A 25,908-nucleotide genomic window follows, 5' to 3' on the forward strand; every position below is an offset into this window, starting at 1 on the left:
CGAGGAAGCGAGGCAGGACCGAGGTGGCGACTTTCGCGACGCCGGACCAGCTGCTGGTGATCATCGATCCGATTGCCCTGAGGGCCGACGGGGAGTCCGTACGGATCGCGAAAGACGTGCTCAGCGCGGGTGCGGCGAGTACGAAGGTGTGTCTTCCGGAGGGCCCGGAGGAATTCGCCCGGGTGCTGGCCCGGCGGGGTTCGCGGCGGCCGGTTGTGATCGGTGACGACCGTGCGCTGACCCGGACGGTGGCGCTGCTGCACCGGCAGCGGGAACTGGCCGGATGTGCGCTGTCGATGGTGCCGGTGGGGACCGCGCTGGGCGTGGCGCACGCCCTGGGAATCCCCACGGGGGCCGTGGCGGCGGCGCGGGCCGTCCTCGACGGCGCCGAGCGGCGGCTGGACCTGCTGGTGGACGACAGCGACGGAGTGGTGCTGGGGGCGCTGCGGATCCCGCCGCTGGAGCAGCTCGGCGCGCAGGAGGAGTCCGCGGAGGCCGCCGGCCGGCCCTGGCTGCAGTCCCTCGTCCGCACCCTCGTGCCCCCGCGGGCGCCGCGCCCCGTCTCCACGCCTGCCCCGCCGGGTCCGGCCCGGCTGCGGGTCGAGGTGGACGGGGTGACCCTGGTCGACCTCGACCAGCCGGTGGAGGCGGTGTCGGTCACCCCGGGCACGGTGTCCGGGGCGGCCGAGGTGGTCGTCCGCCCGCTGTCGGTCGGCGCGGAGGCGGCTCCCCTGGAGGCCCGGGGCCACACGGTCACCGTCTCCGGCGCGGACTTCCGCTACCGCGCGGACGCGTCGGTGACGGGCCCGGTGCGCAGACGGACGTGGACGGTGCGGGAGGGGGCACTGGGGCTGGTGTTGCCGACGGTGGGGTGAGTCAGGCCCCGTCGTCCGCCGTCGGCCCAGGGAACCCCGCCGGGTCGCTCCGTCATGAGCCGAGCGCGCCATCCGAGTCGCTGTCGTCCTTCAGCCCGACCCCCGAACTCCCCAGCTGACGGGCCCTCTCCAGCAACCCCGCCAGCTTTTCCGCAGCCAGGTCGTACGACAGGCCCAGGGGCGGCCTGATGTTGGACAGGCAGTTGCGGTCGGCGTCCGTGGTCGCGCCCGGTACCGGGCGGTGGGTCAGGTACGCGCCCAGGGAGTCCGCCGCCGACATGCCGGGACGCTCGCCGACGAGGACGACCACCGCCGTCGCGCCCATCGCCGCCGCCACGTCGTCGCCGAGGGCCACCCGGGCCTGTTCCGCGAGGACGACGGGGGCCAGGTGCCATCCCGGCAGCCGGGCAGCCGTCGCCCGGATCATCGGCGCCGCGTGTTCGTGCACCGCCCGGCTGGAGAGCCCGTCGGCGACCACGAACACGACGTCCCACGCGCCGCCCGGGAGGTGCGCACGGTCCACGGCGTCCAGGCGGCGGCCCAGGTCGGGGCGCTGGAGGTAGGTGAGCCGGTCGGGGGCGGCGCTGCGGACCCGTACCGTCGGCATGCCGGGCAGTTCCGCCGCGACCCGGTCCGGGGCGAACGGCGAGTGCACCGCGTCCCGGGCCGCCGCGTGCGCGGCCTGGAGCTCCAGCCGGTGGCGGGTGGGCAGCGCGGTGCCGGCCCGGCCGAGACCGATGCGCGCCTGGGTGCGGCGGCGCAGCGCCGGCCACAGATCGTCGTTCGGCACGGACACCTCGGTCACTTCTCTCACCTCGGTCACCTCTCCCACCTCCGTCATGCCGCGAGCCTCCGTCATGCCGCGAGCTCCCGGCCGATGGCCGTCAGGGGATGGGTCGTACCGGCGATCTCGCGGATGCCGCCGCGGTCGTCCAGGAGGCCCACCGAGCCCAGCCACGCCTCGAACTCGGGGGCCGGGCGCAGACCGAGCACCTCCCGCAGGTAGAGCGCGTCGTGGTACGAGGCCGACTGGTAGTTGAGCATGATGTCGTCGCCGCCCGGGGTGCAGATCACGAAGGACGCCCCGGCCACGCCCAGCACGGTCAGCATGGTGGCGATGTCGTCGTCATCGGCGTCGGCGTGGTTGGTGTAGCAGATGTCGAGGCCCATGGGCAGGCCGAGCAGCTTGCCGCAGAAGTGGTCCTCCAGGGCGGCGCGCAGGATCTGCCGGCCGTCGTAGAGGTACTCCGGGCCGATGAAGCCGACGACCGTGTTGACCAGCAGCGGGTCGTAGCGGCGGGCCACCGCGTACGCCCGTGCCTCCACCGTCTGCTGGTCCACCCCGTGGTGCGCGTCGGCGGAGAGGGCGCTGCCCTGCCCGGTCTCGAAGTACATGACGTTACGGCCGACCGTGCCCCGGTCGAGGGCGAGGGCGGCCTCGTACGCCTCGTCGAGCAGGCCGAGGGTCACCCCGAAGGAGGCGTTCGCGGCCTGGGTGCCCGCGATGGACTGGAAGACGAGGTCGACGGGGGCGTCCTTCGCCATCAGGTCGACGGCCGTGGTGACATGGCACAGCACGCAGGACTGCGTGGGGATGGAGTAGCGGCCGATCACCCCGTCCAGGAGCTCCAGCAGGTCCCGTACGGCCTTGGGGCTGTCGGTGGCCGGGTTGATGCCGATCACCGCGTCACCGGAGCCCAGCAGCAGCCCGTCGAGCAGGGCGGCGGCCACGCCGGCCGGGTCGTCGGTGGGGTGGTTGGGCTGCAGCCGGGTCGCGAGGCGGCCGGGCAGGCCGATCGTGGAACGGAAGGCGGTCACCACCCGCACCTTGCGCGCCACCGCCACCAGATCCGCGTTCCCCATCAGCTTCGACACGGCCGCGGCCATCTCCGGGGTCAGGCCCGGCGCCAGCGCGGCCAGCGCCGCCGGGTCCGCCGCCTCCGACAGCAGCCACTCCCGCAGCTCCCCCACCGTCATCGACGCCACCGGCGCGAAGGCCGCCCGCTGGTGCGTGTCGAGGATGAGCCGGGTGACGTCGTCGTCCTCGTAGGGGATCAGGGGCTCGGTGAGGAAGTCGGTCAGGGGGACGTCCGCGAGCGCCCAGCGTGCCGCGATCCGCTCCCGGGCCGTGCGGGCCGCGAGGCCGGCCAGTCGGTCGCCGGAGCGTTCGGGGCTCGCGGCGGCGAGGAGGCGGGCGAGGGAGCCGAAGCGGTGCCGCTCGCCGCCGAGGGTGGACGTGTAGACGCTCATGGCGGCGACCGTACGAGCCCGGTGTTTCTCTCAGATTTCTAAAGGTCTGGTTGACAAACATTTAACGCCCCGAGACCCTTGCTCGACTCATTCGGGCAAGAGAGTTCCCGTCCAGCACGCAGTGGACGAGCAAGGAGAGGGGCCACCCGATGGCAGTGGACGAGGGCGTCGCCCCGGCGGCGCGGACGAGTGACGCAGGCACGGTTCACCGACTCAAGCCCAACGCAGTGGGCCTGCTGGGCGTGGTCTTCATGGCCGTCGCGACGGCCGCGCCGATCACCGCGATGACGGGCAACGTCCCCTTCATGGTGTCGGCCGGGAACGGCATCGGCGCCCCGGCGAGCTACCTCGTCGCAATGGTCGTACTGGCAATCTTTTCCGTCGGCTTCACCTCGATGGCGAAGCACATCACGTCCACGGGCGCCTTCTACGGCTTCATCTCCTACGGCCTCGGCCGCTCGGTCGGCCTCGCCTCGGGGCTGCTCGCGACCTTCGCCTACGTCGTGTTCGAGCCGGCGCTGATCGGCATCTTCTCGACCTTCGCCACGACGACCCTGAAGGACCAGACGGGGCTGGACGTCCCGTGGTGGGCGTTCGCGGTCCTGATGCTGGCGATCAACGCGACCGGCACCTGGTTCGGTGTGTCCGTCGCCGAGAAGCTGCTGGTCGTGCTGCTGGCCACCGAGGTGACGATCCTCGCCGCGATGGCGGTCTCGGTCGCCCTCCACGGCGGCGGCCCCGACGGCTTCGGCCTCGACCCGGTGAACCCGGTGAACGCCTTCAAGGGCACCTCGGCGGGTCTCGGCCTGTTCTTCGCCTTCTGGTCCTGGGTCGGCTTCGAGTCGACGGCGATGTACGGCGAGGAGTCCCGCAACCCGAAGAAGATCATCCCCAAGGCGACGATGATCTCCGTGCTCGGCGTCGGCGTCTTCTACGTCTTCGTCTCCTGGATGGCGATCACCGGCACGGGCGAGTCGCAGGCCGTGAAGGTCGCGACCGACGACCCGCTCGGCCTGTTCTTCAACCCCACCGAGCGGTACGTCGGCCACTGGGCGGTCGACGTCATGCAGTGGCTGATGATCACCGGCTCGCTGGCCTGCGGCATGGCCTTCCACAACTGCGCCGCCCGTTACATGTACGCGCTGGGCAGGGAAGGCGTCCTGCCCTCCCTCAAGGACACCGTCGGCCGCACCCACGCCCGGCACGGCTCCCCGCACATCGCGGGCCTCGTCCAGACGATCGTCTCGGCGGTCCTGATCGGCGCGTTCTGGGCCGCCGGCAAGGACCCGTACACCGGCACGTACGTCCTGCTCGCGATCCTCGGCACGATGGCGATCCTGGTCGTACAGGCGGTGTGCTCGTTCGCGGTCCTGGTGTACTTCCGCTCCCACCACCCCGAGAGCCGGCACTGGTTCAGGACCTTCGCCGCGCCGCTGACCGGCGGGGTCGCGATGCTCGCGGTGGTGGCGCTGCTGGTGTCCAACATGGGCGTCGCGGCCGGACCGGAGTCGGGCTCACTGGTGCTGAAGGCGACCCCGTGGATCGTCGCCCTGATCGCGGTGGCGGGCCTCGGCTACGCGCAGTACCTCAAGCGGCGCTCACCCGAGCGGTATCTCCTGCTGGGGCGGACGGTCCTGGAGGAGACCCGGGAGCGGTAGCGCTACGACAGGCGCTGGGCGCCGAAGAGCTGTTCGCGGTGGACCCGCCACCGCTCCATCATGGCCGAGAGCTCACCCTCGACGAACTCGAAGAAGGCGAGCGTCTCGGCCATGCGCCGTCCGGCCGGGGTGTCGGGGCCGAGGCTGTCGACGCCATCGCGCAGGGCGCCCTCCCAGCGCCGGATGACCGCGTCCCGGTTGGTCAGGGCCGCGTACCACTGGTCGCCGTGCACCCGGTAGCGCTCCCGGCGCGAGCCCGGCTCCCGCTCGCGCGCCACCATGTGCGCCTGGGACAGGTAGCGCACCGCGCCGGAGACTCCGGCGGGGCTGATCCTGAGCTGTTCGGCGAGTTCGACGGAGGACATCGCGCCCTCGTCGGAGGACAGGAGCGCGGCGAAGACCCGGGCGGCCATCCGCTGCATCCCGGCCTCGACGAGCTGCGCCGCGAACGTCTCCACGAACCTCGACACGGCCTCCGGGTCCCGGGCTGTTTCGCTCATGCGCTCCATCGTAACGTCATTTCACTCTCTTCTTTAACTTCACAAATTTCTGAAAGAAGCGTACGTTCGGGGGCATGACCAAGGCCATCACGGTGTCCGGACTCCACAAGTCCTTCGGCCGCACCCACGCCCTCGACGGTCTCGACCTGGAGGTCGACCGGGGCGAGGTGCACGGCTTCCTCGGTCCCAACGGCTCCGGCAAGTCCACCACCATCCGCGTCCTGCTCGGCCTGCTGCGCGCCGACGCGGGCACCGCGCGGCTCCTCGGCCGCGACCCGTGGACGGACGCCGTCGAGGTGCACCGCCGGATCGCGTACGTCCCCGGCGACGTCACCCTCTGGCGCGACCTGTCGGGCGGCGAGGTCATCGACCTGTACGGCAGGCTGCGCGGCGGACTCGACCCGCGTCGGCGCGCCGAGCTGATCGACCGCTTCGAGCTGGACCCCACCAAGAAGGGCCGCACCTACTCAAAGGGCAACCGGCAGAAGGTCGCCCTGGTCGCCGCGTTCGCCTCGGACGTCGACCTGCTCATCCTGGACGAGCCGACCTCCGGACTGGACCCGCTGATGGAGGAGGTCTTCCAGCGCTGTGTGGAGGAGGAGCGGGACCGGGGACGCACGGTCCTGCTGTCCTCCCACATCCTCAGCGAGGTGGAGGAGTTGTGCGACCGGGTCAGCATCATCCGCAAGGGCCGCACGGTGGAGAGCGGCTCGCTCGCCGACCTGCGCCATCTGACCCGGACCAGCGTCACGGCCGAACTCGCCGGTCCGCCCAACGGGTTGGCCGCCCTCCCCGGCGTCCACGACCTCGACGTCCAGGGCAGACGGGTCCGACTCCAGGTCGACACCGACAAACTCGACGCCGTGCTGCGGTCGTTGACGGACTCGGGCGTACGGTCGCTGACCTCGACGCCGCCGACCCTGGAGGAGCTCTTCCTGCGCCACTACCAGGAAGACCAGGGGGGCCGGGGAGATCAGGAAGGCGCGGCCGGCGAGGTGGCGGCCCGATGAGCACGCTCGCCGGCACCGGCGTCCTGACGCGGTTCGCACTGCGCCGCGACCGGGTGCTGATCCCCGTCTGGGTGGCCGTGAACACCCTGATGGTCCTCACCATGCCGAACACCCTGAAGAGCCTGTACGGCACCCCCGCCGACCGGGCCGACCTGCTCCACCAGCTCGACACCAACGCCTCCCTGCGCGCCCTGATCGGCCCCGTCTTCGACGACTCCCTCGGCGCGCTCACCGCCTGGCGGGTCGGCGTGTACGCGGGTGCGCTCGCCGCCGTGACCGGCCTGCTGGTCGTCGTACGGCACACCCGGGACGAGGAGGAGAGCGGGCGGCAGGAACTGATCGCGTCCGGGGCGGTGGGGCGGCGGGCCTCACTGACGGCGGCACTGCTGGCGGCGGGGGTTGCCAACGGCGTGCTCGCCCTGCTGGTGACGGTGGGGCTGGCCGGGCAGGGGGCGGCGGGGGCCGTGGCGTTCGGACTCGGGCTGGCCGGGGTCGGGATGGTGTTCGCGACCCTGGCGGCGATCGTCGCGCAGCTCACCGAGAGCGCGCGGCTGGCCCGGGGCCTGACGGCGGCGGCGCTGGGCGCGGCCTTCGTGCTGCGGGCGGCCGGCGACTCCGCCACGGATGGGGGCTCGTCGGTGCTGACCTGGCTGTCCCCGCTGGGCTGGCTGGAGAACCTTCGGGCGTTCGCCGACGAACGGTGGTGGGTGCTGGGCCTGTTCACGGTGGCGGTCGCCGTCCAGGCCGCCGCGGCCTACGGGCTGGCCGGCCGCCGGGACGTCGGGATGAGCTTCCTGCCGACCCGGCCGGGACCCGCCACCGGCCGCCTGGCCTCGGCGGGCGCGCTGGCCCGGCGGTTGCAGCGGGGCGCGGTGCTGGGCTGGAGCGTCGGCTTCTTCCTCGCCGGGGTCGTCTACGGCGGCCTGGCGGACGGGGCGGCCGACCTCGTCGCCGACAACGACAAGGCACGCGAGATCTTCGAACGCATGGGCGGACAGTCGGGGCTCACCGACGCCTTCCTCGCGGCCATGGCCGGCATGCTGGGCCTGATCGCCTCGCTGTACGTGGTGGCCTCGGTGCTGCGGCTGCACGGCGAGGAGACCTCGGGCCGGGCGGAGCCGGTCCTGGCGAACGCGGTCGGGCGGCTGCGCTGGGCCGCCGGCCATCTGCTGATCGCCTTCGGCGGCGCGGCCCTGATCATGCTGCTGGCCGGCCTCGGTCTCCTCGCCGGTCACGGCGAGGCGGCGGGCCCCCTCCTGGCCGCGTGCCTGGTGCAGCTCCCGGCGGTGTGGGTCGTCGGCGGCATCGCGGTCCTGCTGTACGGCTGGGCGCCCCGGCCGGCGCCCGCCGCGTGGGGTGTGGCGGGCGCGGTCCTGCTCGTCGGCTGGATCGGCCCGGCCCTGGACGCCCCACAGTTCGTCCTGGACCTCTCCCCCTTCGCCCACCTCCCCAAGCTGCCCGGCGGAGAGATGAACTGGGGGCCGATCGGGCTCCTGACCCTCCTGGCGGGGGCGCTGGTGACCGGTGGCCTGACGGGCCTGCACCGCCGCGACCTGACGACCTGAGGCCACCCGGAACGGACGGACGCAGGCGGGAGCCTGCGCGGCCGCGAGGCCGGGACACGACCCGAGGACGGCCCGGAAACCCGGCGGGGCTTGAGGTAGGTCGGCGCAGGTCAGAGGGTGACGGTCAGGCCCTCCAGCCCCCGGATCACGAAGTTCGGCTTCCGGCGGGGCTCCGCCGCGAGGGTCAGCGTCGGGGCCCTCTCCAGGAGTGCCGTCATCGAGGCCGCCAGCTCGATACGGGCCAGCGGCGCGCCGATGCAGTAGTGGATGCCGGCGGAGAACGAGATGTGCGGGTTCTCCGTGCGGGTGAGGTCCAGGAGCTCGGGGTGCTCGAACACCTCGGGGTCGTGGTTGGCGGACCCGAAGAGCAGGGCGACCTCGGCGCCCCGGGGGATCGTCGTCCCGTCGATCTCGATCTCGTCCAGCACCCACCGCTCGAAGAGCTGGAGCGGGGTGTCGTACCGCATGAGCTCCTCGACGGCGGCGGGGACGAGCGTGTGGTCGGCGCGCAGGGCGGCTAGCTGCTCCGGGTGGCGGAAGAGGGCCGACCAGCCGTTGACGGTGGCGTTGACGGTCGCCTCGTGCCCGGCGTTCAGCAGCAGCACGGCGGTCGAGATCATCTCCTGCTCGGTGAGCCGGTCGCCCTCGTCGTGCGCGGCGATGAGCCCGGAGATGAGGTCGTCGCCGGGCTCCTTGCGCCGGGCGGCGATCAGCTCGCGCAGGTACTCCGAGAACTCGACGGAGGCCCGTACGGCCTTCGTCGCCGTCTCCTGCGAGGGATTCAGTTCGTACATCCCGCAGATGTCCGCCGACCAGGGCCGCAGCGGCGCACGGTCGGCCTCCGGGATGCCGAGCATCTCGGCGATCACCGCGACCGGCAACGGCTCGGCGACCTCGCTCAGCAGATCGCCCCCGCCCGCTTCCACCAGCCGGTCCACCAGCTCCTCCGCGAGCTGCCGTACGTACGGCTTGAGCTGCTCGACCGTGCGCGGGGTGAACGCCTTCGACACCAGACGCCGGATCCGGGTGTGGTCCGGCGGCTCCAGGTCCAGCATCCCGTGGTCGTTGAGCGTGTGGAACGGCTCGTGCGCGGCAGGGGGAGCCGTCCGCCCGAAGTCCTCGTGCGAGAACCGGTGCTGATACGTCCGTCCCAGCCGCCGGTCCCGCAGCAGCGCCGACACGTCCGCGTGATGCGGCACCAGCCACTGGTCGGTCGGCGCGTAGTGGATCACCCGCCCGCGCTCCCGCAGCTCGGCGTAGGCGGGGTAGGGGTCGGCGAGGAACGCCGGGTCCCAGGGGTCGAAACGAAGGTCGTCAGCTACTGCCATGAACGGACGCTAGCCGCTGATCGGGCTGCTGACCAGGGGGGTCTCGCTCCCCCGCGGGTCAGCGGGCGGGCGGCTGCGCCACGGCCGGCCCGCCCCGGTGGACCGTGGGCACGTGGTGGGCCGCCGGGGCGGGCAGGGCGTCGACGCAGGCCTGGGAGCAGGCGTCGACCAGGAGGGGGAGGACGTCCGTGGCGACGCCGAGGGAGATCCACACCTGCCGCGGGCCCGCCGGCGGCAGCGGGCCGGCGCAGACAGCACACTCCCGGCCGGGCAGGACCGGCTCGTGGAGCGCGGGGAACGGCATCCGGTTCTTGAAGTTGCCGTACAGGGCCCGCGTACTGACCGTGCTCTCGCGCAGCTTCCGGCAGCGGGTCAGCGCGTACGGGAACCAGTGCAGCCGGTAGGAGGTGTACGGGGTGAACACCTCCAGGTTCTCCATCGCGCCGATCTCCGGCGGGATCCGGACCAGATTGCTGCCGTAGAGCATCAGATGCCGTACGGCCGTCAGCCGGGCGATGGTCGGCGGGAGGGTGACGATCTGCTGCCGCTCCTCGAAGGGCATTCCGCGCAGCGGTGCGAACTCCTCGCGCCCGTCGGCGGCCGCCTCCTCGATCAGGTCGAGCAGCCGCAGCCAGCCCGGCGCCGACGTGTCCTGCTGTTCGGTGTGGATCCGGGTCCCGGCCGGCGGCGGCACGTCCGTCCGCGCCCACTCGCATCCGCACCACTGCCGCGCCCGCACTTCCCCGCACTCGGTCATGCCGCACAACCTAGTGCCCCGGCAGGAGCGAGCGGCGGGTGCCGGGACCACGGGAAAAACCGGGCCGGGTTGATGACGGGAGCCCGGCCCGGTGGTCATGCGGGAGAGGTCACCGGTGGTGCGGGGACGTCAGGTAGTGCTGGCGGAGCAGTTCCTTGCCGTAGTCGTTGCCGTTGGGCGTGCGGATGATCGAGTGGACGTGCTTCTGGGTGGCACCGCTGCCCTGGGTCGCGCCGTACGCGCCGGCGAGCGGGCCGGGGGCCTGGCAGTCGACCTCGATCCAGACGACGGGGCTGTGGACGCGGACGTAGAAGGCGTCGTCGTCGCCGGTGCCGCCGGCCCAGGTGACGTAGGTGTCGTCGAGGTGCTTGCGGATCTCCGCCATGCGCGCCTTCGCGGCATCGGCCTTGGCGCGGCCCACGAACGCCTCGGCGATCCCGAGGAGCTTCTTCCGCTGGGCGGCGGTGAGCGCCCTGCCGCGGATGCCGGTGTACTCCTGGACGGTGTTGTCGGAGAACGCCCCGGCGTTCATGGACTCGTTGGACTTGGTCGCCGACTCGATGGCGACGGCCTGCTGGGCCTCGGTGAGGGTGTTGATGAACGCGAGCGAGGCCACGACCTCCTCGTGGCAGACGGTCACCGTCTCGCCGTCGATCTCCATCGAGGTCGGCTCCGAGCCCCAGAAGCAGGGGCTCATGACGACCTGGTCGCCGAGCACGAAGTAGTTGACGACCAGGTGGTGGCCGTCGAACTGGAAGCCCCAGGGCTCGGTGTCCGAGGGCGTGCCCATGACGGTCCAGTAGTAGGCGTCCTCGTTGAAGGAGTTCGTGTTGCCGATCGCCTCGCCCGCCGCCTGGTTGATCTTCCGGATCTTCTCCGTCGTCTCCAGTCCGTCCGCGCTCAGGGCCGCCTTCAGCAGGGCCGTGCCCAGGGCCTTCTGGTCGTCGCTGAGGTCGGCGAGGGAGACGCCCTGGCGCTCGTAGGAGTCGATGTTGCTCCACAGCCGCCACTCGGTGGCGTGGATCGTGAACTGCGTCGAGGTCCTCTGGGTGTCGGTGAGGCCGGCCAGGAAGGCGTTCGCCGCGGAGATCACCGGAGCGGTGGCCACGCCGGTGGAGTGGATCGTGAAGAGGTCGTCGATCCGCTTGCCGTCGGTGGTGAGACCGAAGAAGTCCTCGGTGATCGACTGGTTCCCCGGGCCGCCGGCACCGCCTCCGGGGCCGCCGCTGGGAGCACCGCTCGGGACGGCGGAGGCGTCGGCGGTGGGGGTGGCGGTGGCGTCGTCGGCCATCGCGGCCCAGGCTCCGGCGCCACCCATGGTCGCGACGGCCGTGGCGCCGGACGCGAAGAACACCTTGCGCATGAAGGTGCGGCGGCTCGCGTGAGCACGGCCGCCGGCTTCGGACTGCGGCTCGCGGGCCGTCTGCTCACCGGTGTCGGGCTCGGTCATCGTCCCTGATCCCCTTCGACTTGAGCCCGTCCCCACTGGACCGGCCGCCTGCCGAAGACTCTGGAGCAGCCAACTTAGGCAGGCCTTAAGCATCGGGGACAAGCCCGTCGAAAGGGACCGGCGGGAGGCGGCTGAACAGGCCCCGACCTGGGGTTCTGTGAGAGTCCTTAGACTCCTCCGCCGAGCGGGAGGGTCACCGAGAACTCCGTGCGGCCCGGTTCACTCGTCACCTCGACACGGCCGCCGTGCGCCTGTGTGATGGCGGCGGCGATGGCCAGCCCGAGCCCCGAACCGCCCGCCTCTGCGGCCGCCCGTGAGCGGGAGGCGTCGGCGCGGGTGAAGCGCTCGAAGACGGTGGGAAGAAGCTCGGGCGGGATGCCGGGGCCGTTGTCCCGGACCCGGACGACACAGTGCGGCCCATCCGGCCCCGCCTCCGCCGTCTCCACGATCACCGTGACCCTCGTGCCGGCCGGGGTGTGCACCCGGGCGTTGGCCAGCAGGTTGGCGACGACCTGATGCAGCCGGGACGGGTCGGCGACGACCGTCACCGGGGTGTCCAGGCGCAGCGCGAGCCGCCACTCGTGGGTGCCGCCCGCGGCCTGCGCGTCCCACACGGCCTCGGCCACCAGCGTCGCGATGTTCACCTCGGCCCGCCTGAGCGGCCGTCCCTCGTCGAGCCGGGCGAGCAGCAGCAAGTCCTCGACGAGGTCGGTCATCCGCGCCGACTGGGCGGAGACCCGGTGCCAGGCCAGCTCCGGCTCGATGGTCGTGCTGCCGCCGTTCATGAACTCGGCGTAGCCGGCGATCGAGGCGAGGGGGGTGCGCAGTTCATGGCTGGCGTCGGTGAGGAAACGGCGCATGCGCTGCTCGGTGCGCTGACGTTCGGCCAGCGAGGCCTCGACGTGGTCGATCAGCCGGTTGAGCACGGCACCGACCTGCCCGGCCTCGGTACCGGGGTCGGTGTCCGCCGCGCCGACCCGGGCGAGGCACGCGACCTCGCCGCGGTTCAGCGGCACCCGGGCCACCTCGGCGGCGGTGGCCGCGACCCGGCCGAGCGGACGGAGCTGGCGCCGGATGACCACCGCGCAGATACAGGCGGCGACGGCCATGCCCACGCCCGCGATCACCGTCTCCAGCACCACCAGCCGGTCGATCACCCGCTGGATGTCGTCCATCGGGAGCCCGGCCAGTACGGGGACGCCGTCGCCGCCGATCGCGGTCAGCCGGTAGGTGCCCAGGCCCGGGATCGTGCGGGTGTGCAGCGAACCGTCCGGGCTGATCCCCTTCAGCGCGGCCCGCTGGCCGGCGCCGAGCACGTCCTGCCGGCCGTCCTCGGTCACCACCTCGGCGGCGATGACCTCGCCGTCCGCGAACCGCGCCGCCACGGTGCCGGTCGGCTGCCCGCGTTCGTTGAGGAACCCCAGGTCCGTCGCCCCGCCCGGCCGGCGCTGCAGCCCGCCCTGACTGCGCTCCGCCGCGTCCGTGACCCGCTGGTCAAGCTCCTGGAGCAGATGGACGCGCTGCACGTAGACCGTGGTGAGCGCCATCGCCGCGCACACCACCGCCAGGGTCACCGACACGAACAGCACCAGCCGCACCCGCAGCGAGCGCCACCCCGGACGGGCGCCGGTGTCCGCCCCGCGCCTGGGGAGCCTCATGTCCGGTCGTCCGCGGCCCGGATCGCGTACCCCACTCCGCGGACCGTGCGGATCATCGGGGCCCGCCCCTTGTCGATCTTCGCCCGCAGTCCGTGGATGTAGACCTCGACCAGGTTCCCCTCGCCGTCGAACGAGGCGTTCCACACATGGTCGAGGATCTGCGCCTTGCTCAGCACCTGATGCGGATGGCTCATCAGGAACCGCAGCAGGTCGAACTCCTTCGTCGTCAGCGCGATCGGTGTCCCCCCGCGCTGCACCTCACGCGTCCGCTCGGCCAGCACGAGGTCCCCCAGCGTGCGCACCGACCCGTCGGCCGCCTCGTCGGGCAGCCCGGCCCGGCGCATCAGCCCGCGCAGCCGCAGCATGACCTCCTCCAGCGAGAACGGCTTGGTGATGTAGTCGTCCGCCCCGGACGACAGCCCGTCCAGCCGGTGCTCCAGCGCGTCACGGGCGGTGAGCATCAGCACGGGCAGTCGCGCGTTCTCGCCGCGCAGCCGACGCAGCACCTGGATGCCGTCCAGGTCCGGCAGCATGCCGTCGAGGATCACCACATGCGGGGAGCAGTCGCGGGCCAGCCGCAGCGCGCCGCGTCCGTCGCCCGCCGCGAAGGGACGCCAGCCCGCCTCCGTCACGGCCGCGGACAGCAGCTCCGTGAGCTCGGGCTCGTCGTCGACGATCAGTACGCGCACGGTGCCGCCACGCGTCTCGGAAGCGCCGGACATGCGGTGCCCTTCTCTCGGCCGGTCGACCGGGGCCATCGTAACGAGCGAACCCGTGCGTCCCCCGGGGACGACCACCCGGCCCCCGCCTCCGCCCCGCCCGGCCTCAGCCCGGCGTCACCAGTCTCGCCTCGTACGCGAACACCGCCGCCTGGGTCCGGTCCCGCAGCCCCAGTTTGACCAGGATCCTGCTCACATGGGTCTTGATCGTGGACTCCGCGACCACCAGCCGGCCGGCTATCTCGACGTTCGACAGGCCCTGTGCGATCAGGACCAGGACCTCCGTCTCCCGGTCGGTGAGGTCGCCGTAGGCGGCCTGGGCGGCGCGGGGCAGGACGGGGGTGTTCGAGAGCTTGGAGAACTCGGTGATCAGGCGCCGGGTGACGGACGGGGCGAGCAGGGCCTCCCCGGCCGCCACCACCCGGACCCCGTCCGCGAGCTGGCGGGCCGAGGCGTCCTTGAGGAGGAAGCCGGAGGCTCCCGCCCGCAGCGCCTGGTACACGTACTCGTCGAGGTCGAAGGTGGTCAGTACCAGGACCTTCGCCGTACCGTCCGCCGCCACGATCTCCCGGGTCGCCTCGATGCCGTTCAGCTCGGGCATCCGGATGTCCATCAGGACGACGTCGGGGGACAGCTCACGGACCCGGTCCACCGCCTGACGGCCGTTGACCGCCTCGCCCACGACCTCGATGTCCGGCATCGCGTTCAGCAGGACCGAGAAGCCCTCGCGCACCATCATCTGGTCGTCGGCTATCAGCACACGGATCGTCATGCTCCACTCTCGCTCGCGGCCGGTACGGGCAGGAACACCGTCACCTCGTAGCCCCCTGCCGGCGTGGGCTCCGCCGTCATCTCGCCGTTCAGCATGGTCACCCGCTCGCGCATCCCCGTGATGCCGTGCCCGGCGCCGGGCGAGGGCTTGATCAGGGCGGGGTTCGGCGGCGGGTCGTTGACTATGCGCAGTCCCAGGCCGCCGAGCACATACCCGATCTCCACGCGGGCGCCCGCCCCGGGGGCGTGCCGCAGGGTGTTGCTCAGCGCCTCCTGGACGATCCGGTACGCCGACAGTTCCACGCCCTGCGGGAGTTCGCGGGCCGCGCCCGTGATCACCTTCTCGACGTCCAGGCCGGTCTCGCGCACATTGGCGAGGAGCGCCTCCAGGTCGGCGAGGGTGGGCTGGGGGGCGTCCGGTGCCTCGTAGTCCTCGGCGCGGACCACGCCGAGGACCCGGCGCAGTTCGGTGAGGGCCGCCACCGCGTTCTCCCGGATCGTCGCGAAGGCCTTCTCCAGCTCCTCCGGCGGGTTCTCCACCCGGTAGGGGGCCGCCTCCGCCTGGATGGCGACCACCGACATGTGGTGGGCGACCACGTCGTGCAGCTCGCGGGCGATCGTGGTGCGCTCCTCCAGGAGGGTGCGCCGCGAGCGCTCGTGCGCGGTCACGGTCTGCTGGGCCGTCACCTCCTGCTCGGCCTGCCGGCGTATGTGCCAGACGGTGACCGCGAGGAGGACGATCGCGGAGAAGACCAGCATGGGCGCGACGTTCGTGATGTCGTGGCTCCAGCTGAAGACGGTCTCGGAGAGGAAGCCGTAGGCGGCGGTGAGCAACCACATCCAGGCCGCGGTACGCGGGCGGGTGCGGATCGCGACGACCGTCAGCACCACCAGGTGCGAGATGAAACTCGGCGGCAGCCAGGGCCAGTTGCCGAACGACGAACCGAGCACGGCGACCGCCGTGGTCGACGCGAGCGACGCCCAGAACGCGGCGGCCGGCCGGACCAGCGTCAGCAGCACCGGGACCGCGGCGAGCAGGCCCATGAGCAGATCCGCCGAGCCGTTCCCGCCCGGCAGCGACGCCGCGAGGAACGCCACCATGGCGGCCGCGCCCACCAGCGCGTGCCGCGACCAGGTCGCGTACTCCCGCTTACGGCCCGTCAGCCGGCGGGTGAGAACACCGGTGGGCTCCCTCGGCGGCAGCGGGCGATAGGCGAAGGCGTCGTCGATCAGGTCCTGCCGCAGTCCGCGCAGGGCGTCCAGGGCGGCCCGGATCTCCGGGCTCTTCGGCTGATGAGCGCCGGACGGGCGATCCTGCGGTGTCATGTGCGTCTGCGTCATCTCGGTCACGTTCAAAACGGTAGGCGGGAAGGGGGGTCGGGGTCGTCACCATGGAGAGGGGTTCCGGCGGGTCCGTCTCAAGTACTACGGGTCCGCCCCTGAGTCCGCCCAGGAATGCCGGCCCGGTGCTCAGTACCCGGCCGGCCGCACCAGACCCGACTCGTAGGCGAACACCGCCGCCTGGGTCAGGTCCCGCAGGCCCAGCTTCACCAGGATGCGGCCCACATGGGTCTTCACGGTCTGCTCGGCGACCACGAGATGACGGGCGATCTCCGCGTTGGACAGCCCCTGCGCGATCAGGGTGAGCACCTCCGTCTCCCGCTCGGTGAGATCGCCGACGCGCTCCTTCAGCGGAGACCTCGGGGTGTCGTCCAGCCGGGAGAACTCGGCGATCAGTTTGCGCGTGATGCCGGGCGCGAGCAGCGCGTCGCCCGCCGCCACGACCCGGACCGCCTCCGCGAGCTGGTCCGCCGAGGCGTCCTTCAGCAGAAAGCCGGACGCCCCGGCGCGCAGCGCGTCGTACACGTACTCGTCGAGGTCGAAGGTGGTGAGCACCAGCACCTTGATGGCGGGGTGCTTGAGGGTGATGCGACGCGTGGCCTCGATGCCGCCCACGTCGGGCATGCGGATGTCCATCAGGACGACGTCCGGGTCGAGTTCCGCGACCTGGACGATGGCGTCCAGGCCGTCCACCGCCTGCCCGACCACCTCGATGCCGGGGTGGGCGTCGAGCAGCACGGTGAAGCCCTGCCGGACCATCTGCTGGTCGTCGGCGATCAGTACGCGGATGGTGCCGCCGCTGGTCATGGTGTCTCTTCTCCTGTGGGGGACGGATCGTCTCCTGTCGGGGACGGATCGTCCGGGAAGACGATTTCCAGGCCTTCGAAGATCCGGGGCTCCGGCCTCGGGGGCGCGACGCCGTCCCTGGGGAGGAACGCCAGGACCGAGAAGCCGCCCTGCAGCGTCGGATGGGCCACCACGTGGCCGCCGAGCATCGCCGCCCGCTCCCGCATGCCGAGCAGGCCGTGCCCCGCGCCGGGCGAGGGCCGCACGGGGCCGCTCGGGCGGCTGTTGGTGACGTCAAGGGTCAGGCCCCGGGCCTGGTGGAGGATCTGCACCCGCACATGGGAACCCGGCGCGTGCCGCAGGGCGTTGCTCAGTGCCTCCTGGACTATCCGGTAGGCCGAGAGCTGCACGCCCGGCGAGTAGGCGGGCGGCTCGCCCTCGACGGTGGCTCTGACCACCAGCCCGGCCGCCCGGGTGTTCTCCAGGAGGGCGTCGAGGCGGTCGAGGGTGGGCTGCGGGGTGTCGGGGGCGCTGCCGGTGCCGGCCGCGCCGAGGCCGTAGGGGTCCTCGGGGTTCTCCGAGCGCAGCACGCCGAGCACCCGGCGCAGTTCGGTGAGGGCCTCCAGCGCGTTCTTCCGGATGCCGGCGAGGTTCTCCTTCAGCTCCTCGGAGGGGTTCTCCACCAGATGCGGGGCCACCTGAGCCTGGATGGAGATCACCGACATGTGATGGGCGACCACGTCGTGCAGCTCGCGCGCGATGCGGTTGCGTTCTTCGAGGAGGGTGCGGCGGGCGCGTTCCTCGGCGGTGATGCCGGCCTGCTCGACGAGCTGGGTGCGGGCCACGCGCCGGCCGCGCAGGGCGGTGCCGAGGAGGACGACAGCGGCGAACAGGGTCACCGCCAGCGCTCCGGTCGGCGTGTAGCTCGCGCCGCCGAGCACCCCCTGGACGAGGTAGGTGGCCAGGGCCGTCAGGGTCAGTGCCCCGACGGCGGCTCTGGTGGGCACCCGGAGCGCGAGCAGCAGCAGCACCAGACAGTGCGCGACCAGACCGGGCGGGCCCCACGGCCAGCCGGGGAGGTCGGGGGCGGGGGCCGGACGGGGCGCGCCCAACGGCCATTGCCGGGCGTCGAAGTGGAGGTCGGCGAGCATCTCGCCCCGGGCGCCCAGCGCGGCCACCACCGTGACCACCAGGGACAGCCACCACGCGGGCACCGGCCGCCACAGCGCCAGCACCACCGCCGCTCCCTCCAGGAGCGCGCACACCGTGCCGTACTGCACGCCGAGTTGGTAGCGGTCGATCATCTGGTCGAAGTTGGCGACCGTGGTGCCGAACGCGACGAGCCAGACCAGGCCGTGGGGCAGCCAGCGCAGCCAGACGGACGGCGGAAGCGGGTCGGCCCGGGTCGTCCACAGGTCGTCGCGCAGCGTCCGCAGACCGCGGACCACCCACTTCTGCACCCTGGTCAGCAACCTCTCCACCCCGTTCGTCCGCACCACCCTAGACACGGCGGGCCGCCCGCAGGGCCGAAGGCCGCGGCAGCCCTCCGACCCGCACCACACGCGTCCGCCGGCGCCCTGGTCGTCCCCCGGCGGCCTCGAATCCGTGGAACGCCGCCCAGCACACCCCCAGGACCAGGGCGAACACCGGCAGCCACAGCAGCCGGGCAGCGACCCAGTCCAGACCGTCGGGCGGGGTGTGCAGACCGGGCAGCCGGCCGGCCGCCAGGCCCGTCGCGGTGGTCGCCATCATCGCCGTCTGATGCCACAGGAACACCGTCATCGCCGAGAGGTTCACCAGCGCGACCGCCGCCCACGCCGTCGGACGCGCCATGGCGCCGCGCAGCCGGTCCCGCAGCAGCAGGGCCAGCCCGCACTGGGCGAGACCGAAGGTGACGGCGGCCAGGGTCGGCGGGTTCAGGTTGGAGACCGCCGCGCCGGGCACGCCCACCATCGACGCCGGGTAGCCGGCGAGGCCCACCAGGACCGCGGTCGTCACCGCACCGCCGACGAGCAGGGTCCAGCCCGCGCGCGGACGCTCCAGTTCGCCCCGGGTCCAGGCCGCGCCCAGGGTGTACGGCACCAGCCAGCCGGCCGCCAGGTTCACCCAGCCGAGCCACGGGGGACCGCCGAGGCCGAAGCACACCAGGTCCACATGGAGGACGACCGCGAGCGGCCACAGCGGGTTGAGCCGGGCCAGCAGCGGGGTCGCGGCCGTCAGCGCGGCGAACACCAGCAGGAACCACAGGGGGGACAGCGCCAGCTTCACCACGGTGTGCACGGTGACGAACGAGGCGCCGCCCAGCAGCAGACCCGCCGCGGCCACCGCCCACACCGCGAGGACGGCCGCCACCGGCCGGAACAGCCGGACCAGACGCGCCCGCAGCCAGGCCCCGTAGGTCGTGCCCCGCGCACGGGCCGAGGCGAGGCCACGGGTCGCCACATGACCGCCCACCATGAAGAACACCGCGAGCGTCTGGAACACCCAGGACACCGGTGCCAGCCAGGGCATGGTGCCGAGGGGGCTCGCCGCGCGCAGCGTGCCGCCGTCGGCGACCAGGGCGGTCACCAGCCAGTGGCCGAGGACCACACCGAGGATCGCGAAGGCGCGCAGCGCGTCCACGGCACGGTCCCGCCGCGGGGGCGTCGCCTCGTGGACACGGGCCGCGGCACGCCGTATGCCCGAGGGTGCGAGGATGTCAGTCACGGGTCACCTCCGTCGTCTCGCCGAGCACGATCCGGGCGAGGTTGGCCAGGGAGGCCGAGCCCGGGGAGAAGTAGTCGCTGTGGCCGCCCCCGCCGGCGGCGAAGACACGGGCGCCGAAGGCCGGGGAGACCGGGTCGGTGCCGAAGCCGACCGTCGTGCCGAACAGGTCGGCGCTGACATGCGGGACGTTCGCCACCCAGTCGTCGGCGCCCCGGGCCGCCCAGATCCGCGCGCGGGTGTGCAGACCGGCCGCCGTGTCCGCGCCCGTGCCGGGGCTGCCGAGCAGGACGATGTCGTCCACGCCCAGGCGGGCAGCGGCGCGGCCGCACACGACCGAGCCGTACGAGTGGCACAGCAGCGAGACGTGGGCAGCCGGGCCGGTGACGGAGCTCAGCTCGCGCAGGAACTCCCCGAGCCGCGGGGCCGCTTCCTCGGCGCGGGTCGGGGTCAGCACCGTGGTGCTCACCGTGCCCGGGGTGGTGTAGCCGAGCCAGGCCACCACCGCCGTACGGCTGCCCCCGCCGGTCTCCTGGGTGAGCCGCTGCTGTAGGGCCGACGCGCCCGCGCGGAAGCGGCCGTAGGTGTCCAGGGTGGTGTCGGAGCCCGGTACCAGGACCGCGATCCGGTCGGCGTGGGCGAGATCCCCGAACACCTCCGTGGCCCGCCCCTCGCCGCGGCCGTCGAAGGCGAGAAGCCTGCGGGAGGGGGCGGCCATGTCCCGGTCGGCCGCCGCGCGGTGGTGGTCGCCGTGAGCCGTGGCCATCCGGGACGCGAGCGCGGCGTTGGCCCGGTTCGCGGCGTACGCCTCGTCGAGCGTCGCCGCCGTCAGCGGGGCGAGGTGCGCCGGAGCGGGGGCGGGGACGGCGGGCCGGGCCGCGGCGGTGAGCGGGACGACCACGGCGGCGGTGACCAGCACAGCCGGCACCAGCCGCAACCGCCGCCGACGCCGCCCCCGGGCCACTCCCCCGTCACGCCGAGCCGCGTCCCCCTCAGCACGCGGCCCCGCCACTCCGCCAACACGCCGTCCCGCGACTCCCTGTTCACGCCGGAGCGCTCTTCCCGCCCGCCGAAGCCCACGGAATCCGCCCCCGTCGGTCACGGCCGCCCAGGCCTTCCCCACCCTCCCGCGCATGTCCGATGCCCGCCCCTCCGCGCCCGTTGGCCCGTCATCGGGCCTTCCAGGACGGGAAGTTACGGATCGGCGCGCGTCGTTCGCGTCCCGCTGAGGAGCTGTCCTCCCGGGTAGCTCTCAGGTACTACGGGTACGACGGGTACGCCTCAGGGCGGCCGGTGGCCTCACCAGGCGAGCTGCGCGATCTCCTCCGCCACCACCGCGCACGCGTCCGCCAGCGGATCGATCAGCGGGAAGTGGCCGACGTCCTCCAGCAGGGTCATCCCCACCACCTCCCCCGCCTTGGCCGCCGCGTCCGCGTACGCGTCGGCGACCGCCTGCGGCACGACCAGGTCCGTACGGCCCTGGACCAGGGTCGTCGCGATGCCCGTCGGCAGCAGCAGGGCGGGGTCGGCGTACGGCTGCCGCTCAGCGAACAGCTCCTCACCGCCGAGGAGTTGCCGCGAGGCGCCCCCGCACACGTCCAGCTTCTCCGCGACCGTGAAGTCAGCGATCGGGGCGAGGGCGACGACCCCCCGCAGCGTGGCGGGCCCGGCGGTGCGCCAGGCGGCGTCGGCGGGCAGGACGTGCCGGGCGGCGGCCCACAGCGCGAGGTGGCCGCCCGCGGAATGGCCGGTGAGCACGGTCCGGCGGGGGTCGGCCTGCGGCAGCGACCGCCGGACGAGCGCGGGGAGCGCGTCGAGGGCCGCGGCGATGTCGTCGAACGTGTCGGGCCAGCGCCCCGCGACCGGGGGCGTACCGGCACCGGCCGCGCCGTCCGCGCCCCGCCGGTACTCCACGTTGGCGACGGCGAAGCCGCGTCGCGCCAGGAAGTCGGCGAACGGCGTGATGTGCCGCCGGTCGTACGGCGCCCGCCACGCACCCCCGTGCACCACCACGACCAGGGGCGCGGAGCCGCCCGGACCGACCTCGCTCTTCGGGGCGTAGAAGTCGATCACCTGGTCGGGGTGGTCGCCGTACGCGGCGGTGGCGTCGGGGTCGACGGGCGGATGCGAGAAGGCCGACTTCTCCTCGGCAACGGCCCGGGCAGCGACGACGTCGTCCGGCATGCTCCAACCTCTCAGCGACGAAACGGTTTTGGACGGTGCGGGGTGGCGGACCAGGTGAGAATTTCGGCCGTTGGCGGGGACGGTATCAGGCCCGTGACGTGCGCGGACACGCGGATGTCACGCTCGGTGAGGGTAAACGGTTCCGCATCCGCCGGTCCCCCGTTCCCCGAGCTGCCCACACCCTCATACGCAGCCATACGCAGCCGACCACCGGCAGCACTCAGCTCACCGGTGGTCGGAACAGGGTTCGAGGCCGGTCAGCCCAGGATCTCCCCCAGGACCCGGGCCGCCCGCTCCACGTCGGCGAAGCCGACGTACAGCGGCGTGAACCCGAATCGCAGCACGTCAGGGTGGCGGAAGTCCCCGACGACCCCCCGCTCGATCAGCTTGCGCATGACCGCGCCGGCGTCCGGACAGCGCAGTGCCACCTGGCTGCCCCGCTCCTCGTGGCGCACCGGAGTCAGCGACTCCACGCGCCCCTCGGGGACGTACGCCGCGACGCACTGCAGGAAGAAGTCGGTCAGGGCGAGGGACTTGGCCCGGACCGCCTCGATCGAGACCCCCTCCCAGACGTCGAGGGCCGCTTCGAGGGCGAGCATGGACAGGATGTCGGGCGTGCCGACCCGGCCCCGAAGCGCACCGGTCGCCGGCTCGTAGGCGGCGCGCATCCCGAACGGCTCGGCGTGCGAGTTCCAGCCGGGCAGCGGGGAGTCGAAGCGGTCCTGGAGTTCGCCGCGCACATAGAGGTACGCCGGTGAACCGGGTCCGCCGTTCAGGTACTTGTAGGTGCAGCCGACCGCGAGGTCCACGCCGTGCTCGTCGAGGCCGACCGGCAGGGCGCCCGCGCTGTGGCACAGGTCCCAGACGGAGACCGCGCCCGCGTCCCGGACGGCGGCGGTGAGCACGGGCAGGTCGTGCAGCCGGCCGGTGCGGTAGTCGACGTGGTTGAGCAGGACGGCCGCCGTACGGTCCGACAGCGCGTCCGGCACCTGCGCCGGGGTCACCGGCCGCAGCGTCCGGCCGGTCATCCGGGCCGCCGACTCGGCGAGGTAGCCGTCCGTGGGGAAGGTCGTCGCGTCGACGAGGATCTCGTCGCGCCCCTCCCCCGCGATCCGCACCGCGCCCACCAGCGCCTTGAAGACGTTGACGCTGGTCGAGTCGCCCACGACGATCCGTCCGGCCGCCGCGCCCACCAGCGGGGCGATCCGGTCGCCGATCCGCTCGGGCGCGGTCCACCAGCCGCTCTCGTCCCAGGAGCGGATGCGCAGCTCGCCCCACTGCCGTCGGACCACGTCCTCGAGACGTCCGGGGACGGAGACGGGCAGGGCGCCGAGCGAGTTGCCGTCGAGATAGACCACCTCGTCGAGGACGAACTCGGCGCGCTTGTCCGCCAGTTGGTCGCCGGAGTCCAGCTCCCGTGCCTTGAAGCCGAGGTCAGACATACGACCTCGCCGTCCACAGCTCGGGGAAGACGTTCTTCTGGGCGCGCTTCTCCAGCCAGGCCACCCCGGCCGAGCCGCCGGTGCCGCTCTTGGCGCCCATCGCACGCCGGGTCGCGACCAGATGGTCGTTGCGCCAGCGCCACACCAGCTCGGCGACGTCCGTCAACGCCTCGCCGAGACGGGCGAGTTCGTCGGCGTCGTCACCGGCGTACAGGGCGGTCCACACGGCCTCGACCTCCGCGGACGGCTCGTAGCGTTGCGAGACGTCACGCGTCAGGACGGCGTCCGGGACCGGGTGACCGCGCCGGGCCAGCAGCCGCAGCACCTCGTCGTACAGGCTGGGCTCGTGCAGCGCCTTCTCCAGCTCGGCGTGGACGCGGGGCGCGCCGCGGTGCGGGACCAGCATGGACGCGGACTTCTCGCCGAGCAGGAACTCCATGCGCCGGTACATCGCCGACTGGAAGCCGGAGCCCTCGCCGAGGGCGCCCCGGTAGGAGTTGAACTGGGCGGGCGTGAGCTGGCCGAGCGGCCGCCAGGAGGCGTTGAGCGCGTCCAGCTCCCGTACGGAACGCTTCAGCGCGTCGATCGCGACCTGCACGTCGTCCGCGCGCAGCGCGCGGGCCGCCGTCTCCCACTCGTGGACGATGACGGTGAACCACAGCTCCATGACCTGGGTCGTGACCAGGAAGACCATCTCTCCGGGATCGTCGGAGAGGGTGTGCTGGAGGTGGGTGAGAACGTCTGCCTTGACGTAGTCCTCGTACGGCGTGGTGCCGTCGAAGTCGAGATGCGGGGTCTCGGGCTCCTGCGATTCCTGAGCCTCGTGGGACATCGCTGTCTCCTGTTGTACTCCGGGTAGCGGTCCGCCCCTGCCGATGCCGACACGGGGGCCCCGGTCCCCACCCGCATCTTCCGCATCGGGCGCCGATCCCGCAAGGCCCGCCCGCATCACGGACGGGCCCACGCACCGGGAGGTGACTACTGGCCCAGGGTCTGGGCCGCCGTCGGGGAGGAGTCCTTCAGGAACTGGGAGCAGCGCTGGTACTCCTCCTGCTCGCCGATCGACTGCGCGGCGCGGGCGAGGGCGTGCAGGGCGCGCAGGAAGCCGCGGTTCGGCTCGTGCTCCCAGGGGACCGGGCCGTGGCCCTTCCAGCCGTTGCGCCGCAGGGCGTCCAGACCGCGGTGGTAGCCCGTACGGGCGTACGCGTACGACTCCACCACACTGCCCCGCTCGAAGGCGTCGTCGGCGAGCTGGGCCCAGGCCAGCGAGGACGTCGGGTGCTTCGCGGCGACGTCGGCGGGCGCGGTGCCGCTCGCGAGGAGGTCGCGGGGCTCCGGGTCGTCGGGCAGATGGGTCGGGGGCGGGCCCCCGAGGAGGTTTTCGTGAAGGGACATGCCTCCAGTCTCGCTCACCCGAGCTCGCGGGGTGCCCGCCTCTCCCCCTCCAGCGGCGGAGCCGTCACACAGCAGTGGGTCCGGCATTCCGGATGGTCGCAGTCCGGCGGGGGCCGGCGGACCAGGGTGAAGGCGAGGGCCGAGCCCGCGACCAGGACGGCCGCGCACCACAGCATCGCGCGCCGGAACGGCCCCTCGAAGGCCTCCGCCGAGCGGTAGGACTCCGGGCCCATGCCGGTCAGCAGGGGCAGGGCGGCGACCGCGATGAGCCCGGCCGCCCGGGCCGCCGCGTTGTTGATGCCGCTGGCCAGCCCGGCCCGGGCCACGTCCACCGAGGCCAGGACGGTCGCGGTCAGCGGCGCGACCAGGGCGACCAGGCCGACCCCGAGCACCAGGACGGCGGGCAGGACGTCGGCGACGTACGAGGCGTCCTCGCCGACCCGCAGCATCAGCAGCATCCCCGCCGCGCACAGCAGCGGCCCCGCCGTGAGCGGGATGCGCGGCCCGATCCGCTCCCCGAGCTCACCGGAGCGCGAGGAGAGCAGCAGCATCAGCACGGTCGTCGGCAGCAGGGCCGTACCGGCGCCGAGCGCGGAGTACCCGGCGACCACCTGGAGCTGGACCACGGAGAGGAAGAAGAAGCCGCCGAGGGCCGCGTACACGCACAGGGTGACCAGGTTGACGGCCGTGAACTGGCGGGAGGCGAAGATGTCCGGCGGCATCATCGGATCGGGCCGGCGCCGCTCCACCACCACGAAGGCCACCCCGGCCGCGATCCCCGCGACGGCCGCCGCGACCACGAGGAACGAGCCCTCGTCCGCCTCGATCAGCGCGTACGTGACCAGGCCCAGCGCGAGGGCGCCCAGGGCCGCCCCGAGGACGTCGAACCGTCCGTGGGCGAGCGTGTCCCGGGACTCGGGGACGTGCCGCAGCGCCACCGGGACGCACACCACCGCCAGCGGCACGTTCAGCAGGAACACCCAGCGCCAGCCCGGCCCGTCCACCAGCCAGCCGCCGACGAAGGGCCCCACGGCCGCCCCGATGCCCCCGAAACCGGACCACAGGCCGACGGCCCGGCCCCGGTCGTCGTGGTGGAAGGAGGCCTGGATCAGGGCGAGCGAGCCGGGGGTCAGCAGGGCGCCCCCGATCCCCTGCAGGGCACGGGCCGCGACCAGCACGCCCGCGTTCGGCGCGAGCCCGCACAGCAGGGAGGCGGTGGCGAACCACACCACGCCCACCACGAACACCTTCCGGCGCCCGTAGCGGTCCCCGAGGGAGCCGCCCAGCAGGATCAGACCGGCCAGCGTCAGCATGTACGCGTTGACGGTCCACTGGAGCGCGGCGAGATCGGCGTCCAGGTCCTCCCCGATGCGGGGCAGGGCCACGTTGACGACGGTCGAGTCCAGCAGGGCCATGCTGGATCCGAGGACCGTGGTGAACACGATCCACTTGCCCTGGGGGGAGGCCAACCGGACATCGGGCATGCCCCCAGGTATACAGCGAGCCCGGCGCCGTG

Annotated in this window: 23 protein-coding genes; 4 read left to right on the forward strand and 19 right to left on the reverse strand. The window is 72.9% G+C overall.

Features of this window, described 5'->3' with window-relative positions:
- The first annotated feature begins 23 nt into the window (after positions 1–23).
- A complete protein-coding gene (locus OG852_RS22725) occupies positions 24–875 on the forward strand; it encodes a diacylglycerol kinase family protein (RefSeq protein ID WP_330348810.1) in 852 nt (283 codons plus the stop codon).
- A 52-nt stretch (positions 876–927) separates the two neighbouring features.
- On the opposite strand, the gene eutC is transcribed toward OG852_RS22725, so the two are convergent.
- Both eutC and OG852_RS22735 read right to left on the reverse strand, forming a co-directional pair.
- A complete protein-coding gene (eutC, locus tag OG852_RS22730) occupies positions 928–1,716 on the reverse strand; it encodes an ethanolamine ammonia-lyase subunit EutC (RefSeq protein ID WP_330348811.1) in 789 nt (262 codons plus the stop codon).
- A 14-nt stretch (positions 1,717–1,730) separates the two neighbouring features.
- Positions 1,731–3,125 carry an ethanolamine ammonia-lyase subunit EutB gene (locus OG852_RS22735; protein ID WP_133910800.1) on the reverse strand — a complete coding sequence of 465 codons (1,395 nt, stop codon included), beginning with the start codon at positions 3,123–3,125 and terminating at the stop codon, positions 1,731–1,733.
- 149 nt (positions 3,126–3,274) lie between these two features.
- Between OG852_RS22735 and OG852_RS22740 the strand changes: the two genes are divergently transcribed.
- Complete coding sequence (locus OG852_RS22740) at positions 3,275–4,783, forward strand: APC family permease (protein WP_133910801.1); 1,509 nt, start codon at positions 3,275–3,277, stop codon at positions 4,781–4,783.
- 2 nt (positions 4,784–4,785) lie between these two features.
- On the opposite strand, the gene OG852_RS22745 is transcribed toward OG852_RS22740, so the two are convergent.
- Complete coding sequence (locus tag OG852_RS22745) at positions 4,786–5,283, reverse strand: GbsR/MarR family transcriptional regulator (protein ID WP_133910802.1); 498 nt, start codon at positions 5,281–5,283, stop codon at positions 4,786–4,788.
- 74 nt (positions 5,284–5,357) lie between these two features.
- Here OG852_RS22745 and OG852_RS22750 point away from each other — a divergent pair, with 74 nt between their 5' ends.
- Both OG852_RS22750 and OG852_RS22755 read left to right on the forward strand, forming a co-directional pair.
- Positions 5,358–6,293 (forward strand): ABC transporter ATP-binding protein, encoded by a 936-nt coding sequence (locus tag OG852_RS22750; protein ID WP_330348812.1) that lies wholly within the window; start codon positions 5,358–5,360, stop codon positions 6,291–6,293.
- Positions 6,290–7,858, forward strand: a complete 1,569-nt coding sequence (locus OG852_RS22755) for an ABC transporter permease (protein ID WP_330348813.1) — start codon at positions 6,290–6,292, stop codon at positions 7,856–7,858. Before OG852_RS22750 ends, OG852_RS22755 begins: the two co-directional genes overlap by 4 nt.
- 110 nt (positions 7,859–7,968) lie before the next feature.
- On the opposite strand, the gene OG852_RS22760 is transcribed toward OG852_RS22755, so the two are convergent.
- From OG852_RS22760 to OG852_RS22835, 16 genes are all read right to left on the reverse strand, one after another.
- Positions 7,969–9,186, reverse strand: a complete 1,218-nt coding sequence (locus OG852_RS22760; protein ID WP_330348814.1) for a cytochrome P450 — start codon at positions 9,184–9,186, stop codon at positions 7,969–7,971.
- A gap of 58 nt (positions 9,187–9,244) precedes the next feature.
- Positions 9,245–9,943, reverse strand: a complete 699-nt coding sequence (locus tag OG852_RS22765; protein WP_330348815.1) for a leucine-rich repeat domain-containing protein — start codon at positions 9,941–9,943, stop codon at positions 9,245–9,247.
- Positions 9,944–10,052: 109 nt separating this feature from the next.
- Positions 10,053–11,393 (reverse strand): DUF3500 domain-containing protein, encoded by a 1,341-nt coding sequence (locus OG852_RS22770; protein WP_133910806.1) that lies wholly within the window; start codon positions 11,391–11,393, stop codon positions 10,053–10,055.
- Positions 11,394–11,560: 167 nt separating this feature from the next.
- A complete protein-coding gene (locus tag OG852_RS22775; RefSeq protein ID WP_133910807.1) occupies positions 11,561–13,051 on the reverse strand; it encodes a sensor histidine kinase in 1,491 nt (496 codons plus the stop codon).
- A complete protein-coding gene (locus tag OG852_RS22780; RefSeq protein ID WP_133910808.1) occupies positions 13,048–13,773 on the reverse strand; it encodes a response regulator transcription factor in 726 nt (241 codons plus the stop codon). The genes OG852_RS22775 and OG852_RS22780 overlap by 4 nt, the downstream gene beginning before the upstream one ends.
- A 103-nt stretch (positions 13,774–13,876) precedes the next feature.
- Positions 13,877–14,542 carry a response regulator gene (locus OG852_RS22785; protein WP_133910809.1) on the reverse strand — a complete coding sequence of 222 codons (666 nt, stop codon included), beginning with the start codon at positions 14,540–14,542 and terminating at the stop codon, positions 13,877–13,879.
- Positions 14,539–15,882: a sensor histidine kinase gene (locus OG852_RS22790; RefSeq protein ID WP_133911267.1), complete on the reverse strand. Its 1,344-nt coding sequence runs from the start codon at positions 15,880–15,882 to the stop codon at positions 14,539–14,541. Before OG852_RS22790 ends, OG852_RS22785 begins: the two co-directional genes overlap by 4 nt.
- A 129-nt stretch (positions 15,883–16,011) precedes the next feature.
- Entirely contained in the window at positions 16,012–16,689 is a 678-nt protein-coding gene (locus tag OG852_RS22795; protein WP_330348816.1) for a response regulator transcription factor, read from the reverse strand.
- Positions 16,686–18,137, reverse strand: coding sequence for a sensor histidine kinase (locus OG852_RS22800; RefSeq protein WP_330351482.1), 1,452 nt, complete (start codon positions 18,135–18,137; stop codon positions 16,686–16,688). Before OG852_RS22800 ends, OG852_RS22795 begins: the two co-directional genes overlap by 4 nt.
- Before the next feature lie 31 nt (positions 18,138–18,168).
- Positions 18,169–19,374, reverse strand: a complete 1,206-nt coding sequence (locus OG852_RS22805; protein ID WP_133910811.1) for an acyltransferase family protein — start codon at positions 19,372–19,374, stop codon at positions 18,169–18,171.
- Positions 19,367–20,335, reverse strand: a complete 969-nt coding sequence (locus OG852_RS22810; protein WP_133910812.1) for an alpha/beta hydrolase — start codon at positions 20,333–20,335, stop codon at positions 19,367–19,369. The genes OG852_RS22805 and OG852_RS22810 overlap by 8 nt, the downstream gene beginning before the upstream one ends.
- Positions 20,336–20,670: 335 nt before the next feature.
- The gene (locus OG852_RS22815; RefSeq protein ID WP_330348818.1) at positions 20,671–21,555 is read right to left on the reverse strand and encodes an alpha/beta hydrolase; all 885 of its coding nucleotides are present in this window, start codon (positions 21,553–21,555) and stop codon (positions 20,671–20,673) included.
- A 257-nt stretch (positions 21,556–21,812) separates the two neighbouring features.
- Positions 21,813–22,997 (reverse strand): kynureninase, encoded by a 1,185-nt coding sequence (kynU, locus tag OG852_RS22820; protein WP_330348819.1) that lies wholly within the window; start codon positions 22,995–22,997, stop codon positions 21,813–21,815.
- Complete coding sequence (locus tag OG852_RS22825) at positions 22,990–23,829, reverse strand: tryptophan 2,3-dioxygenase family protein (protein ID WP_133910815.1); 840 nt, start codon at positions 23,827–23,829, stop codon at positions 22,990–22,992. The genes kynU and OG852_RS22825 overlap by 8 nt, the downstream gene beginning before the upstream one ends.
- 146 nt (positions 23,830–23,975) lie before the next feature.
- On the reverse strand, positions 23,976–24,392 hold the full coding sequence (locus tag OG852_RS22830) for a DUF3151 domain-containing protein (protein WP_133910816.1): 417 nt from the start codon (positions 24,390–24,392) through the stop codon (positions 23,976–23,978).
- A 14-nt stretch (positions 24,393–24,406) separates the two neighbouring features.
- A complete protein-coding gene (locus tag OG852_RS22835) occupies positions 24,407–25,876 on the reverse strand; it encodes an MFS transporter (protein ID WP_133910817.1) in 1,470 nt (489 codons plus the stop codon).
- Between the last annotated feature and the right edge of the window lie 32 nt (positions 25,877–25,908).

The organism is Streptomyces sp. NBC_00582, from assembly GCF_036345155.1.
Classification (GTDB): Bacteria; Actinomycetota; Actinomycetes; order Streptomycetales; family Streptomycetaceae; genus Streptomyces.